A 16,316-nucleotide genomic window follows, 5' to 3' on the forward strand; every position below is an offset into this window, starting at 1 on the left:
GTTGCATCATCAAGACGCACCACGAACGGCGGATGAAGCTCGGCGAAGAATCGAGTCGTTGCTCGATGAGGTCGCTGATCTGTCCGACTTGACGATTGCGCCCGATGTTTTCTACGGCCAGGTGCTCGATCGGCTCACGTTCGCAACCTCGGCACTCGGGGCTGCCGTTTGGACCAAAAGCCCCAACGGGCACTTGCTATTGGCTCATCAGACGGACCTGCTGCAGTGCTATCCGACTGGGCAAGCTGCCAAAGCCCTCAGTGACGATGAATCGCACCTCTTTCAGGTCTTTCATCGAGGTGAAGCCGATGTTGTGCCGGGCAGCCAGAACGTTCAGCCAAAGTACGATATCGTCGTAGTTCCGCTGCAAGTAGCCGGCGAAGCTTGGGGGGTAATGGCCCTCTATCAGCCTGCCAATCTGGCAAAGTCGGTACGTCAAACTTACGTGCGGATAACGCATGCGTTTGCTGAGGTATCCCAGCACTATCAACAGCAAACGCTGCTGCGAGATTTCCAGCAACATCAGTACGACTGGAAGCGGCAACTCGCTTTCGCGGGACTTGTTCATGCCGACCTCTCCTACGAAAAGACCGCGTATCGGATCGCCAACGAGGCTCGCAATTGCCTGGAGGCCGATCGCGTGGCGGTGCTCTCTGCCCGTGGATCGAAGTGTCGGATCGAAGCGATCTCAGGGGTCGACAAGCCACATCGTCGATCCAATACGGTTCAAAAGCTAGAACGTCTCGCATCGGTTGTCATCAGCTCGAAGCAAACGTTGCTCTACACCGGCGATACAGAAAATTTGCCCCCGCAGGTCGAAGAGGCTTTGTTGGAGTACCTGGAAGAAACGCCATCGAAAGTCTTGGCGATTGTTCCACTGCAAAATATCGAGGCGGTCGAAGACGACGAAGAAAAGAAGCCACGCAGGGACAGCGATCCAGTCGGGGCGCTAGCCATCGAAAGTATCGATCAGCTCAACGGACACGAGCTACTGCATCGGGCCGAACCGATCGTGCGACATGCCACCACGGCACTCGGCAATGCTCGGGCGTATCATCAGTTACCGTTGGCTTCTCTTTTGATTCCCTTGGGCAACTTCCTGGCAACGATTGGTTGGTATCGCTTACCGACGACTCTCAAGATTGTCATTCCGTTGGCGGCAATCATCGTCGCTCTCTTTTTTATTCCAATGGACTTTTCTATCGAGGTTCACGGACAATTGGTGCCTGAGGTCGAACGCAATGTGTTTGCACCGTCAGATGGTTATGTCGAGGAGATTTTCATCAAACATGGGCAGCGTGTCGAGAAAGACACACGGCTTATGCAGTTGCGGTCGAATGAGTTCAATCTTCAACGTGCTGAGATCGTTGGTCAACTACAAACGGCTCAGGCCGAACTCGATGCCATTCTGGTTAAACGTTCTCAAGGCATGCGGCGTGATCCACGTGCTGAGAATCGTACGCCAGAGTCGTTCGAGAACCTCTCGGCCGATCAATTGAAGCTGACAAAACAAATCGAGAACCTGATCGAGCGTCGCGACCTGCTGCAAAAACGCGAGGATGAGTTGGAACTGCTCAGCCCGATCGATGGTCAGGTCCTTGACTGGGAAGTCGAGCGAATTCTCGCGGCCAGGCCTGTTCGCCGAGGGGAACTGTTAATGAAGGTCGCTGATGTCGATGGCCCGTGGATTCTGGACTTGGAACTGCCGGACAAGCGGACTTATCACGTAGTCAATGCCCAAAGCGAATCGAACGAACCGCTCGTCGTGCGTTTTCAACTGGTGAACGAGCCAGGCAAAACCTACCACGGAAAGTTAACAACGGCTGCCTCGATTGTTGATTTGGAAGAGAACTCCGAGGAACCGTTCGTCCCACTGGAAGCTGAGATTGATCAAGTCGAGATCCCTCATCTTCGTCACGGGCTGAGCGTCGTTGGCCGCGTCGAGTGCGGTCAGCGGTCGGTTGCCTACGTTTGGACTTATCAATTGGTGGAAACGGCTCGCCGTTATTTGTTCTGGTAAACCTTTTAATTCTACAAGTTCATCAACGAGATCGATTCATGCCAGGGATACGAAAAAAAACACAGGGAACGATGGGGCTGCTTGTTGTGCTGCTCGGCGCATTTCCCATGGTTGCCCAAGAGATTGAGGTCTCGGCAACGCTGCTCAAGATCATTGAATCGGTTGAGATTCCTGCCCAGCAATCGGGCGTATTAAAGATGGTCAAAGCTCAAGAAGGAACCATCGTTGATCGAGGGGAAGTGATTGCGAAGATCGACGACGAGGAAAAAGTTCTCGAAGTCGAGAAGGCGAAAGTTGACTTCGATATCGCTACCCGAGAAGCGCAGAACGATGTGAATATTCGTTTCTCGAGAAAGAGCCTGGAAGTGGCTTCGGCCGAACTGATGCGTTCGGAAGAAGCCTTGTCGATTGCCGAGAAGAGCGTTTCGCAAACCGAAATGGATCGTCTCCGCCTATTAGTTGAAAAGAGCCGATTAGAGATCGAGCAATCGGAAGAAAAGACGGCGATCGCTAAGCTGACTGCCCAGTTACGAGATGCCGAACTGAAGATTGTTAAAACACAGCTTAAGAAACATCAAATCGAATCGCCCATCCAAGGGATGGTGGTGGCCGTCTTTCGTCGAACGGGAGAGTGGGTCGAGACGAGCGACTCTGTGGTTAAGGTGGTCCGTATCGACCGCTTGCGAGCCGAAGGATTTATCCGTAACGAAGAAGCGATGATCGAACTGATAGGATCGACGGCAATGGTCACCGTCGAGATTCCCAATCGTGAACCGATTCAGGTCGAGGGGAGAGTTACATTCGTCGATCCGGAAGTCGATCCGGTCAACGGCCAGGTGCGTGTCTGGGTCGACCTGGAAAACGAAGGCCTCAAACTGCGACCCGGTCTTCGCGCTTCCATGACGATTCAGCCGAAGCAGTAAAGGTTCCTCTTGTGGCGACGGCGACTACCCAGTCTGAACCAAACTTACGCAGCGAAGTCCGTGTTCGCCCTGACTTGATCTATGCTCGACGGACCGAAGATGGGGACGAAACATGGGTCGTGAAAGACCCCGTCTCGCTGCGTTACTTTCACTTCGGACCGTCGGAAGTTTACATCATGCGGCGGATCGATGGCCGCAATTCGTTGGCATCGATCCAAGAGCAATACGACGAAGAATTTGCTCCACATCGAATTTCGCAGCAGGAAATCCTTGGCTTTTGCCACAGCTTATACCAACGTGGGCTGTTGGTTGCCCCGGCTGAAAACCAAGCAGAAGGGCTACTCGAACGACGGCAGAAACAGGCTTGGATGCAGCGTGCTAGTTTGCCACTGCAGATCTTGGCTATTCGCCTGCCTGGTGTGGATCCCGAACGATTCCTTGAAGCAACACACACTGCGGTCGATTGGCTTTTTCAGCAGGCCACGGTCATTGTCGTTTTGGTGTGTGCGGCAATGGCGTTGCTGCTGGGGCTGATCCATATCGAGTCGGTCACGGCCCGCTTGCCGCAAGAGTCGCAGTTCTTTCGTGGCGAGAATCTTGTCGTGCTGCTGATCACCTTTGCGCTCGTTAAGGTGCTGCACGAGTTGGGGCATGCCTATTGTTGTAAAGCGATGGGCGGTGAGTGCCATCAGATAGGTATCTTGCTGATGATATTTATGCCAGCGATGTACTGCGACGTCTCTGATGCGTGGCTCTTCCCGAAGAGATGGCAGCGCGTGTTTGTTTCTGCCGCTGGGATGTACGTCGAAGTCATTCTCGCAACGATGGCGTTCGTGCTTTGGTTTTTCTCAGAGCCAGGTGCGATCAGTGATTGGCTGTTGAACGTTGTGTTTGTCTGCGGAGTGAGCACCATTCTGGTGAATGCGAACCCGTTGTTGCGCTACGACGGTTACTACATATTGTCCGATCTCTTGAATCTACCCAACTTGAGCTCACGTGCAACGGACGCGCTTTCGACGCCGATCAAAAACTGGTTCTACCGATACCCACGGCACGTAATGCCGGAACCGCGAGCGGCAACACTTCGCACTTACGCGGTGTTGGCTATTGTCTATCGTACGATGGTTTTCGGATTTATTTTTTGGTTTCTCTACAAGTCTTGCCGGCAGAATGACATACTTCCGCTCTGGCATGCGGTTGCCGCGATGTTTGTCGCAGGCCTCTTATTGAAGCCTGGCATCGGTTTGGTTCGTTGGTTTAGGAGACCGAAGGGAAGGGGAGATGCCATGGTGAAAAGTCGCGTTGCGATCGCTATCGGAGTTGTCGTGCTTCTGGGCTGCGGACTGGGCATGATTCCGGTGCCATCGCGAATCCACGTGCCGGTTATTTCCGAAATAGATTCCGACCACCGCGTCTACGTGCAAGTCGACGGACGAGTTATCGAGACCGCTGGATTAGACGACAAGGTAACGCAGGGCGATGTGCTGGCCGTGTTGAAGAATGAGGATATTGAATCCGACCTGCTTAAAACAGATGGAGAAATCGCGATTCAGCTTCAGCACTTGGAAAGCTTAAAGCTTCGATCCAACAACAACCCCGAGGCGGCTGCACAGATTCCTACAGCCGAGTCGGCCCTGGAAGACCTCCAGCAGAGAAGGCTCGTTCTGCAGCGACAGTTAGATCAGTTGACCATTCGAGCTCCTGTTGATGGTGTCGTGATTCCGGCTCCCCATAAGGCCGAAAAGGAGCAATCCGATCGGTTTCTGGTACAGTGGTCTGGCAGCCCGCTCGATACGAAAAATCGTGGTTGTCTTTTGCAGCGAGGAGAACTGCTGTGTTTGATCGGAGATGCCTCCGCGTTGCAAGCGCGATTATTCGTCGATCAAGATCAGATTGAATTGATTCAAGCGGGCGATCGGGTTTCGATTTTATTCGACGGCAATTCGATCCACAGTATTCCGGGGACCGTGAAAGAGGTCTCAACGGATCAGTCCGTGCAGATCCCACGCAACCTGTCTGCCAATGCAGCACTTGGACTGGAACGCAAGCAGGACGGGACCGTGGCGCTCATTGATGGAGCTTACTCGGTTATCGTCGTGCTCGATGAAAATTCGTGGGAGGGAATTCTTCCCGGTACGTGTGGCCGAGCTGTTATTGTTGGCCGCACGCAAACACTTTGGCAAATCGCTTCGCGATTCTTTCAATTGAACTTCCGCTTCTTCGCCTAAGCAAAGCAGCGGAAGCGAGCAACCCGATTAAGGGAAGGCCGCGCCGATGCCAGAGTAGACGGCCCCAGTGTAGACAACCCCTTTCCACGTGAACGGCGTGGTGTGAATGTCGTGCGGGTTGCAGTCGCCAGGTCGGTAATGTCCCAGCGTATAAATTCGTTCACACGGAGGATAAGCACCCATCTTGTACGGCAATGCCAAAGTGTTGCCGAAGAAGTGAGCGGCCGAGTAAACCGGCTGCAAGTGCTTATGCGTGTGGCCGTATCGCTCCAGGTTGACTTCTTCAAAGTAAAGCGGACGGTGGTAGAAAGCTGGCGCTTCCCACATGGCGACCATCGGATACCAGTCGTGGTGGTAGCCGTTGGGGAAGTTCTCTTCAGGCTCTTGCGAGAAGACCTTAGCCGCGATGTTTGTAGGAGGTGCGATTTCCTTGCCGTCGACTTTGTAGTCGTTCGTACGACCGATGCCAAACTGATCTGCCAGTTTGCCATCGTATAGAATGATGCGATCTTCCGGAGTCAAACTCTCGAAAAAGCTCTCAGGCTTACCCGAAAGACGGCCGCGATCATTAGCGATCGATTGTAGCGTCTGTGGTTTGGGTGGCGCGGTATCGGAAGGGCTGATCGGCTCTTCCATTATCGGAGGAGCCATAGGCTGGGCATCCTCGACCATCGGAGCTACCGCCGGGGCAGCGGCCGGGATGGGTGGTTCATCCTGAAAAAGGGTCAATGACGCTGCTCGCACCACTGGCTTGTGAGCTGCTGGTGCGGTTGCGGCGGTCACTTGAATTTCAGGGGTAGTTTCTATGGAAGCCGGTTGAGCCTGTTTGACCACAGGCTGAATACGCAACCTGGGTTTTGCCGCTGGTTCCGCCGCCGATAGGGTGCTCACCAGGCAAATGGCGAGAATCAGCAGCATGGAGGCGCGACCCAAATTGTGAAAACAAAGCTTCTGAATCTGCAAGATGCTGGGCATTGCGAGGCTTCCTCTACCAGACGTGGCTCTCGATTGGCACACTGAACGATCCGCTCCGTTGGGGGAACGACTCAGAAGTTGTTTCGTCCAGGGCATAACCTCCCCCACACAATTATGGGGAGAAATGAAAAGGGCTACCTATCTTTCCTATCTTGTTGTGGAAGTGCAACATGAGGTGATTGCGTGGAAAGGGGTGTTTTAAGGGAGTATGACTTCCCGCAAATGCTGTTCTAGTGCGGTTTACGGGGTCTTCGCTAATTTCCCAGGAAGTTCATTGACACGGCCCATAGGCGTGACTTGAATGAACTTCTATCTGAGAATTCGTTAGTTTGGGGGATTTGGCGCAAAATGGGCAATCTGCGACGTGTCATGTGGTCGCAGGCTTCTCATCCTTAGCTGGCTAACGAAAATCCCTCTCTCTCCATTCCAACCGCTGAGCAGCGAACTATGAACAAGCAGACCCTCTGGAAGCGTATCTTCGGCCAGAAATCGACCAAGAAGGCCAAAGCACAGCAAGCATTCCAGGAGCAGTTTGACACCAAGCTGCGCTTTCGCGAGTTGGAACCGCGCGTGGTGCTGGCGGCGGCAGCGCTAGATGGTTCTGACAATCTAGCGATCACGATCAACGATGGCGACACGGTCGAAATTGCCCGAGACGGGGGAACTGGCAACCTCACGATCACCGGCCTCACCGAGTACAACGCCGGTGTCGTTAATGATACGGATGTAATTGACCTGGGTAAATTGACCATTAACTCGGTGACGGTCGATGCAGGGACCGACGCAGTAAATGCGTCAGAATTGTTCTTCGCCGACAGTCTGGGCGACATGACCAATTCTTTTACCACGGCTGACGTGTCGATCAACGGGATCGACCTGGTTGACATTGGTAATAATCTTGCAGTCGGTGATAACATCAAGATAGGTGGTGACCTGTCCCTATCGAATACCGGCAATATGGACAACAGCTCCGTCGGGAATGATGGGAGTGCCGTCCTGGAAGGATCGAACCTCGTTCTAAACGAGGTTACCGGCGATCTCGATGTAAATTTGGATGACAGCGAGCACAAGTTTACGACCGTGTCGGGCACTGCGTCGAGTGTACTTTTCAAGGATGCTGATACCATTGAATTGGGAGGCTTGGTCGCCGATTCACTGGAAATTACTGCCGGTGGCATAATCTCTGATGCTATTGCAGTTGATAAGATCGAGGTATCAGGATTGGCCAGTTTCACTGGAAACGAAGTTGATCTCGATAACACAAAAAGTGCCGGACATGATTTCACCACGCTGACTCTTAACTCTACCGGTGCGACCAACATCCTTGAAGTAAACGGCTTCGACTTCCACGGCAGTTCTGTCATCAAGGGTGCCCTAACCGTCGACACGAATGGAGCCATCGGGCAGACGGTCGGCAGTTCGCTGCGGACCGATAGCACCGCTGATTTTACGGTCGCCGATATGGCGGCCATCGATCTTGCTCTGACCAACAATCTGTTCGAAGGTACGGTCTCGGTTACCGGTCAGAGTGGAAGAGCAGGGGCGATTACACTCAACGACTCGAACGGCGGTTTTCAGTTCGAAAGCGTCCTGGCCACTACGCTTGACGTGACCTCGACTGGTAGCATCACCCAGACGACGGACGGAATTGATGTTTTATCCACCGCCGTTTTCACGACGATCGGTCCCAATTCGATCATTCTGGCCTCAACTAATAACGCCTTCGGTGGAAACGTCTCGGCTACCGGAAACGGCGGCCTTGCCGCTGGCGTCATAATTGTCGATTCGTTGGGTCTCCTGATTTTGGACGATATTCAAGCGGCAAGCTTGAATGCCACCGCGATTAACGGAGGTATTGGCCAGACCGCAACCGGGCTGGAAGTCTCCGGCACCAGTTCTTTCACGGTCGCTAAAGGTCAGAACATTGACTTGGATGTTTCCGGGGGTAACAAGTTCGGTGGGGCAGTTTCCGCTCAAGGTGCCACTGGGGCCACCGGTACTATTTTTCTCGCGGACAGCGACGCGGATCTGACACTTGGGGCCATCAACGCCTCAGCGATGCTGGCGACGTCCGCCGGCAACATCGGCCAAACGACCGCTGGAGTTCAGATTTCAGGGGCTGCCACCTTCGTTTCGGCAAACAATCAGAACATCGATCTGGACGATTCGACCGCCAACAAGTTTGGCCAAGTCTCGGCGTTGGGGGCGGCGATGACGCGATCGAACACGGTTTCGATTGCGGATAGCGACGGTTCGCTCATTCTTCATGACATCAACGCTGTCACCCTTGTTGTTTCTACCGCAGGTGTCCTTTCCCAAACCTCTCTCGGAATCGACGTTTCAGGGACTAGTACGTTTGTCAGTGGGAATGGTCAAACCATAGGCCTGAATGGATCTACGAGCAACCTTTTTGGCACGGTCAATGCCAAAGGTGCCAGCGGCGCGGCTGGCAATGTGTTCATTGAAGACAGCAACGGCAGTTTGGTCCTCGGTGAAATCAATGCCGCGAACCTGAATGCCAAATCAGCCACCTCTATCGATCAAACGGCGCAAGGGGTGAAGGTTTCTAATACGGCTACATTCACCGTAGGAAACTTTGCTGGCTTGTACTTAAATGGCTCGACTAGTAACCAGTTTGGTACGGTGAATATATCTGGAGCCACCGACATTGCCGGAATCATATTTATTGACGATAGCGACGGCGGGTTGATTCTGGGTGACATCGCAGCGATGAGCTTGGATGCGAAAGCGACCACATTTATTGATCAGACGGCCGCAGGCGTGAGACTTACCAATACCGGTACGTTTGTCTCGGGTAATGGTCAAACTATTGATCTAAACAACTCTTCGAATAACAAATTCACTGCCGTCAATGCAAATGGGCTCAGCGGAGCGGCCGGAAATGTCTTTATTAGTGACAGCGATAACGGATTGGTTCTCCGCGAGATTCATGCCACGAATCTAGAAGTTGACGCAGCCGCTTCTATCCTCCAGACTTCTGAAGGGGTAAAGGTATCCAATACTGCGACATTCACTGTCGGCAACGGCCAGACGATCGACCTCAACGGTTCAACAGGTAACGAGTTTGGCACGGTGCATGCCGCAGGAGCCAGCGGCGCCGCGGGAGACATATTCCTGACTGATAGTGATGCCAGCCTGATTCTTGGTGCCATCAACGCCGCGAACTTGGAAGCAAGTGCTCAAACGTTCCTCGATCAGACGGCGGCAGGCGTCGTGGTTTCGGGAACCGCCACGTTCACTTCAGGGAATGGCCAGACTATCGACCTGAATAATTCATCGGATAACCAGTTCTTTACGGTCAACGCCAAAGGTGCCAGCGGTGCGGCTGGCAATGTGTTCATCGAAGACAGTGTTGACGGCTTGGTCCTCGGCGAAATCAATGCCACGAACCTGAACGCCAAAGCAGCCACCTTCATCGATCAAACGGCACAAGCGGTGAAGGTTTCTAGTACGGCTACATTCACCACTGGCAATGGATTTGTGATCGACCTGAACAACTCGACAGATAACGAGTTTGGAACCGTTCATGCCGCCGGAGCCACCGGTGCGGCTGGAATAGTCTTTATTGATGACAGCGATGGTGACTTGACGTTAGGTGCAATCGATGCCGCCAATCTGAATGCTAAAGCCGCCGACAGAATCTTGCAAACGACCGATGGCGTGAAGGTTTCCGGTACGACCACATTGACTTCCGGGAACGGCAGCGATATCGATCTGGACGATTCGACGATGAATCAGTTCGCAACCGTTTCCGCCAAGGCGTCCTCCGGCACAGCTGGTGTCTTTGCACTGAATAACAGTACCGGCAACCTAAAACTGGATGATATCCAAGTGACGACGCTTGTAGTCAACACCGCTGGAGAAATCACGCAAACATCGACCGGAGTCAGCGTAGGAGGAACGACCTCGCTGACCGCCGGCAATAGCGATAACGTTACCTTGACCTCGACGGCAAATACTTTTGTGAGTGCCGTCTCCGTCAAAGGTCAAACGGGCGAAGCGGGGCATGTGAATATCCTGCAGAGTACCGGCGATCTGATCCTGGGCGATATCGTGGCGGAACAACTCACCGCAGAAAATGGAGCCGGGGCGGACATCACCGACACTTCGACCACTTCGCTGCAAGTAAGTGGGCTCACCACGCTGACGGCAAACAATGTCTTGCTTGATACGTCGGCGGCCGGGCATCAGTTTGATCAACTGACGCTCGATACGGATGGAAACGCCAACATCGTTGAACAGGATGGTTTCTCATTCATGGGAACCAATATCATCGATGGCAATTTGGATGTCAATGTCGGCGGAACTATCGATCAGCCGAGCGGTAGTCTGACGGTGATGGGAACGACCAATGTCACCACGACCGGCAGCATTAGCCTGAATCAAAGCGGCAATGATTTTCAAAGCAATATCACGCTTTCTGGTACCGATGTTGCTATCGTCGATGCTAATGAAATCAAGCTGGGCGACGTAACCGCCGATTCGTTTGACGTGCGTGCTTTGATGGGCAAGATCTACCAAGACAGTGGGACTGCTCTCGATATTGCCGGAACGACCCTCGCCAAAACCACAGATAACTTCGACGTTCTCTTCGACCAGGCTGGAAACGACTTCACCGGCGTGGTCTCGGTACTCGGCTTCAGCATGCCGGCCAATGTCGTCTTGATGGACGTGAATGACCTGATCATCGGTGATATCGAATCGGAAACGCTCACGGCTACCGCTGGGATGAGCATCACCCAAGCCATGGGGACGTCGATCGAGACGACGACTTCGGTCAGCCTTGTTGCAGGGACAACGATTACCCTGCGTGATGTCACCACTCCGATGTTGGAACTGACGGCCGATGGTGCGATTGATCAAGAGTCAGGGACGTCCGTAATAGTCAGTGGCATGACGACGATGGAAGTTCCGATGGGGGCCAACGTCAATCTGTCGGAGACTGACAACGAGTTCGGTTCGATCTCGGTCAACGCAATGTTGATGGACTACGCCGGAACGGTCACCATCTACGACAGTACCGGGGACTTGGAGCTGAAAGACATCTGGGCCGATGTCCTTGATGTAACGGTCGAAAATGGTGCTATCTCGCAAGCGATGGGCACTGCGGTTCGTACAAGCAGTTCCATCTCACTGGACGTTGCCGGAACGATGGTTCTCAGCGACATGACGACCCCCATGTTAGATTTGACCGCTGGGGGAGCCATTTCCCAAGAGGCAGGTACGTCGCTTCAAGTCAGCGGCATGACAACGATCGAAGTACCCATGGCGGAAAATGTCGATTTGTCGGAAGTGGGTAACGAGTTCGGCTCGATCTCGGTGAACGCAACGTCGATGGTCTACGCCGGCACGGTCACGATCTATGACGGCGGCAATGATGACGCCGACGCGATTGCCGACACGGTCGATGACGGACTGACCCTGAAAGATATTTACGCTGAAACGTTGATTGTGACCACCGCTGGCACGGAAGGTGACATCGATCAGCTGATGGGCACCTCGCTCGATGTCACTGGTATGACGATGGTGGAGGTCGAAACGGGTGTGGATGTTGACCTGTCGAGCACGACGAACAAGCTTGGTTCCGTCTCGGTGAATGCCATCTCGATGGTCTCGACTGGTACGGTAACGATCTACGACAGCGGCAATGATGACGCCGACGCGATGGTTGACACGGCCGATGATGGCCTCACACTGAACGATATTTACGCCGATACATTGATCGTCACCACGACCGGCGTGGAAGGGCATGTCGATCAAGAGTCAGGTACCGCCTTGCGAGTGCCTGGTATGACGATGGTGGAGGTCGAGACCGGTGTGGATGTTGACCTGTCGAGCACGGCGAACAAGTTGGGTTCGGTTTCGGTGAATGCCATCTCGATGGTTTCGGCTGGTACCGTGACGATTACCGATAGTGGCAATGATGACGCGGACGCCACAGTGGATACCTGGGATGACGGCTTGACGCTGAAAGATATCTGGACCGACACGCTGATCGTCACGACGACTGGTGCGGAAGGTCACATCGACCAAGCGGCAGGCACGGCCTTGCGAGTGCCCGGTATGACGATGGTGGAGGTCGATACCGGTGTGGATGTTGACTTGTCGAGCACGACGAACAAGCTGGGTTCGATCTCGGTGAATGCCATCTCGATGTTATCGGCTGGTACCGTGACGATTACCGATAGTGGCAATGATGACGCGGACGCCACAGTGGAAACCTGGGATGACGGCTTGACGCTGAAAGATATCTGGACCGACACGCTGATCGTCACGACGACCGGTGTGGAAGGTCACATCGACCAAGCGGCAGGCACAGCCTTGCGAGTGCCCGGTATGACGATGGTGGAGGTCGATGCCGGTGTGAATGTTGGCCTGTCGAGCACGACGAATAAGCTGGGTTCGATCTCGGTGAATGCCATCTCGATGTTATCGGCTGGTACCGTGGCGATTACCGATAGTGGCAATGATGACGCGGACGCCATAGTGGAAACCTGGGATGACGGCTTGACGCTGAAAGATATCTGGACCGACACGCTGATCGTCACGACGACCGGTGTGGAAGGTCACATCGACCAAGATGCAGGCACGGCCTTGCGAGTGCCCGGTATGACGATGGTGGAAGTCGAGACCGGTGTGAATGTTGACCTGTCGAGCACGACGAACAAGCTGGGTTCGGTTTCTGTGAACGCATCGAACGCACTTGCAGTTCCCGGTTCAGAGATCTACGCCGGAACGGTAACGATCTACGACAATGAGAACGATAATGCGGACGCCTTGGTGGATACCTGGGATGACGGCATTACCTTGAAGGACATCTGGGCCGATACCCTGATTGTTACCACCGACGGTGTAGCAGGTCACATCGATCAGCAGTCCGGTACGAAGATTACCACATCGAAGCTCGTGGAACTGAATGCTTCCGGAAAGATCGTTCTAGGGGATATTGTTACCGCCGATCTGGATGCCGAAGCGGAACTTGAGGTCGATGCCGAAGCCGGGACCACCGTGGATGCGTCCGGGGCGGTGAGCCTGATATCCAATAGTTCGTTCGTGAGAGTGTCGAATATCATTGCCGATACGCTCGAGGTGAAAGCCGCCGGGGACATTTCTCAGCTCCCGGACAGTTTGCTCACCATCGATACAAAGACAAGCTTGATTCTGACGGCAGAAGGTTCTGTTACGCTACTAAACGATGGGGATAATGAAGCTTGTGAGGACTTAGATCCAGCGGACGGAAACGACCTGTCGGACGTTGTTACGGTGGGATTGGACGACATCACTTATCTCAAGAACTTCGAGATCCTAAACATCAACACGGGAGCAAGCGTTCCCACGACGATGGACTTCCTCGATGCTATCAATAATCCTGTCGCTTCGGTCGAGAATCTCACTCTCAAGTTTACCCAGGCTCCGCTGGTAACCCTGCCGGCGATCAATATTCTCGGCGATCTTTGGATTGAGTCAGGCGACGATATCAAGCAGTCAGGTGCGATCACGGTTGCTAATGACGCCACCTTCATTGGCCAGCAGATTCACTTGGCTGATGCGGATAAGATGAACTTGAACGTCTCCGGGCATGCGATGTTTATCGCTAATACCGGAGACATCGAAGTTGGCGTTTCTCCTAGTGTACTGGTCAACTCGATTGATCGGGGTGGTGACTCAGATGCGATCGTCAACCTTCAAAGCGTGACGTTCGCAGCGATTCAAGGCCATGTTACCATCAACCAGGACGATCAGATGACCTTGGTTAACGGTGATATCTGCGACTCCCCCGTCTTTAACTACGCTCAATCGGCTGTGTTGGTTTCAAGCGGTGCTGGAATTGAAACCGGCAGCCATGCGAACCTGATAGTCGATGACCTGACCGCATTGAAAGCAGCTTCCGATATAGTTCTCGGCGCAAGTAACACGAGCGACGTTGACTTACGAATCGTGTACATCGAAGCCGATGCGAATGTCAGCATATTTGAGCAACGTGACAATCTTCCGCAGAGTAACGATAACGGATTGGCAATTGTTGACGGAACAAAGGTGGCAGGGACACTTGCCATTCAAGCAGATGGGCATGTTGTTCAGGTCAATGAATTCCGCACCGGGGCAATGAAGATCGACACCGTCTCCGCCAGCGATGGCTTGTTCGTTACCGAGAATGGCGGTGTTGTGTTAACATCCGCTGACTTCGATACACTGGCCGTTTCTACCGATAGAACGCCTCTGTTCGTCACGCCAGGAGCTGAACTTGATTTTGCCACAGCAGGGATAAGCCAAGCCGACGGGTTCGGTGGTATGCTGATCACAGACACGATCGATGCTTTCCTGCCGGACGACAACAACGATACGTTTGCGAAAGAAGCCCGAGCAGATGCCTTTGCCGCTGGCGCTGGCGAGAATTATTCCATCGTCATCGTTGATGTCGACGATTTGACCATTGGAAATGTTGCCGATGCGGTTTCGGGCGGCAGTGTAACGGCAGTCGATGGTATTCGTACAAACGGCGCCGAAGCGGGGCATGTCTTCGTACGAACCGAGGGCGGAGACCTGACCTTCGGAACGGACCCTGGGCTTGTCGTCGGACTGTCAAATTCTGGAGTTATCACTGCGCTGGCCAGTGGCGATCTGGCAATCACGAACGGGAGTTGGTTGCATGTCACAGCCGGAGACGATCCCGTAGCCTCGGCATTTGCGGTCGTCTCGACGCTTGAAGTCTTCACAGATAACCCGGCCAACGATTATGAGATCTCCAATACCAACAACCCTACGCCGAACGAAGGGCCCGCTTATTCGCGAATCCCAGGTAACGTCAATACTTATGTCTTGGAGGCGCAAGTTGGCAAGGATTCGGTAGCAACCATCGTATTGGATCAGCTTGGAGTGCCTGGCGAATTGGATTTTGAGGTAACGCTTTTCTTTGAAGATGAATTCGGCAACTCAAAGACTGACGAGCAAGAGATTGCATTTGAAGAATCTCTCGGTGCCGATACCGTAATTGAGCATGTCATCCCTTGGGAAATTGCAACCATGAAAGCATCCCTGGAAGGTAATTTAAAGGCCTATAACAGCTCACAAATTAACCTCTTTGGGAATGTTGCCAACGAGACGGATTTCAATAACCTGAACGTGGTGGTCGATCAGTTTGAGGTCTTCTTCTACACGGTGCCCGATTACGTGCCAGAGATGACCAACTTCCAGGCTCCGAACAATCCTTACGTGGCGCCGTTTATTATTCCTGAGGCCGCGCCGACACCGTATGCGTCTCTGACGGAAATTACCGATGACACACGCGTGGCAACTCAGATTGATGGCGTGACGGTTGTTGAAGTCGACCCGAGCGACCTCATGGAGATCGGCGAGGAATTCGAGCTCGACGATGATTTCATGACCCTTGACGCGGTGAAAGAGTTTATTCAGAACGGCGTTCAATTCCCGGTAGGGCTTTATAAAATCGAAATCCTCTACCCTGGTGCGGAAGTGCCGGAAGAGTATTTCTACTGGAAGCAGGATCGTCTTGATCCGTTCGACCTGTTCAGTCACAGCACCAAGCCGGTAACGCCACAGACGGCCGATCTCGCCGTAGCGGATCAGGCACCAGCTCAGCTTTCGGCTGAAGAAGTCTGGGCTCGAGAATACGATAAGTGGTTCCCGGCCAGTAGTGATCTACAGCCTGAGGATGGCCTTGGGAAACCAGCTGCGGAAGGTGAGCCGGGAGAAATGATTCCTAGTGAGGATGATGTCCTCCTTGAGCGTGTCTCAACGGTGAGTTTGCAAGAGATCGACCGGATGACCGATCGCTTGCGAGCCAAACGTTCCTTCGTTCGCGACAGCTTGCACGGAGCAATGATTGGTGGAGCTGCCCTGATGGCAGCGGTTGCCGCCCAGGGACGTCGTGATGAAGAGCGGCCTGACCATCATCAAGACGCACCAGGGGAACAGCCTGAGGATTCTTTAGACGACACTTCGCTCAGTCGATTACGCCGCCGAGTTCGCCAATGGCTATGATAAAGGTCTGAAATTCGAACAAACTCGCGAGTCCATTTCCTTGGGAATGGACTCGCGGCGCGTTATCATCGAACTTTCTTTGAGATCCTTGATTCACCCAGGGGTGAATTGAGTTAGGATCGAGAAAAGGCGTAGCCGATCCGCCCG

Annotated in this window: 5 protein-coding genes; 4 read left to right on the top strand and 1 reads right to left on the bottom strand. The window is 53.5% G+C overall.

Annotated features, from left to right (window positions below; genetic code table 11):
- Window position 1: 1 nt before the first annotated feature.
- The 3 genes from HOV93_RS16525 to HOV93_RS26455 are packed head-to-tail and all read left to right on the top strand — an operon-like array spanning window position 2 to window position 5,171.
- Window positions 2-2,020, top strand: a complete 2,019-nt coding sequence (locus HOV93_RS16525; protein ID WP_207397633.1) for an efflux RND transporter periplasmic adaptor subunit — start codon at window positions 2-4, stop codon at window positions 2,018-2,020.
- A gap of 38 nt (window positions 2,021-2,058) precedes the next feature.
- A complete protein-coding gene (locus HOV93_RS16530) occupies window positions 2,059-2,943 on the top strand; it encodes an efflux RND transporter periplasmic adaptor subunit (RefSeq protein WP_207397634.1) in 885 nt (294 codons plus the stop codon).
- Window positions 2,944-2,954: 11 nt separating this feature from the next.
- Window positions 2,955-5,171, top strand: coding sequence for a site-2 protease family protein (locus tag HOV93_RS26455; RefSeq protein ID WP_207397635.1), 2,217 nt, complete (start codon window positions 2,955-2,957; stop codon window positions 5,169-5,171).
- Between the two features lie 27 nt (window positions 5,172-5,198).
- Here the strand turns inward: HOV93_RS26455 and HOV93_RS16540 are convergent, their stop codons facing one another.
- Window positions 5,199-6,146, bottom strand: a complete 948-nt coding sequence (locus HOV93_RS16540) for a hypothetical protein (protein WP_207397636.1) — start codon at window positions 6,144-6,146, stop codon at window positions 5,199-5,201.
- A 447-nt stretch (window positions 6,147-6,593) separates the two neighbouring features.
- Between HOV93_RS16540 and HOV93_RS16545 the strand changes: the two genes are divergently transcribed.
- Complete coding sequence (locus HOV93_RS16545) at window positions 6,594-16,169, top strand: beta strand repeat-containing protein (RefSeq protein WP_207397637.1); 9,576 nt, start codon at window positions 6,594-6,596, stop codon at window positions 16,167-16,169.
- Window positions 16,170-16,316 lie beyond the last annotated feature (147 nt).

It is taken from the genome of Bremerella alba, assembly GCF_013618625.1.
Taxonomy (GTDB): domain Bacteria; phylum Planctomycetota; class Planctomycetia; order Pirellulales; family Pirellulaceae; genus Bremerella; species Bremerella alba.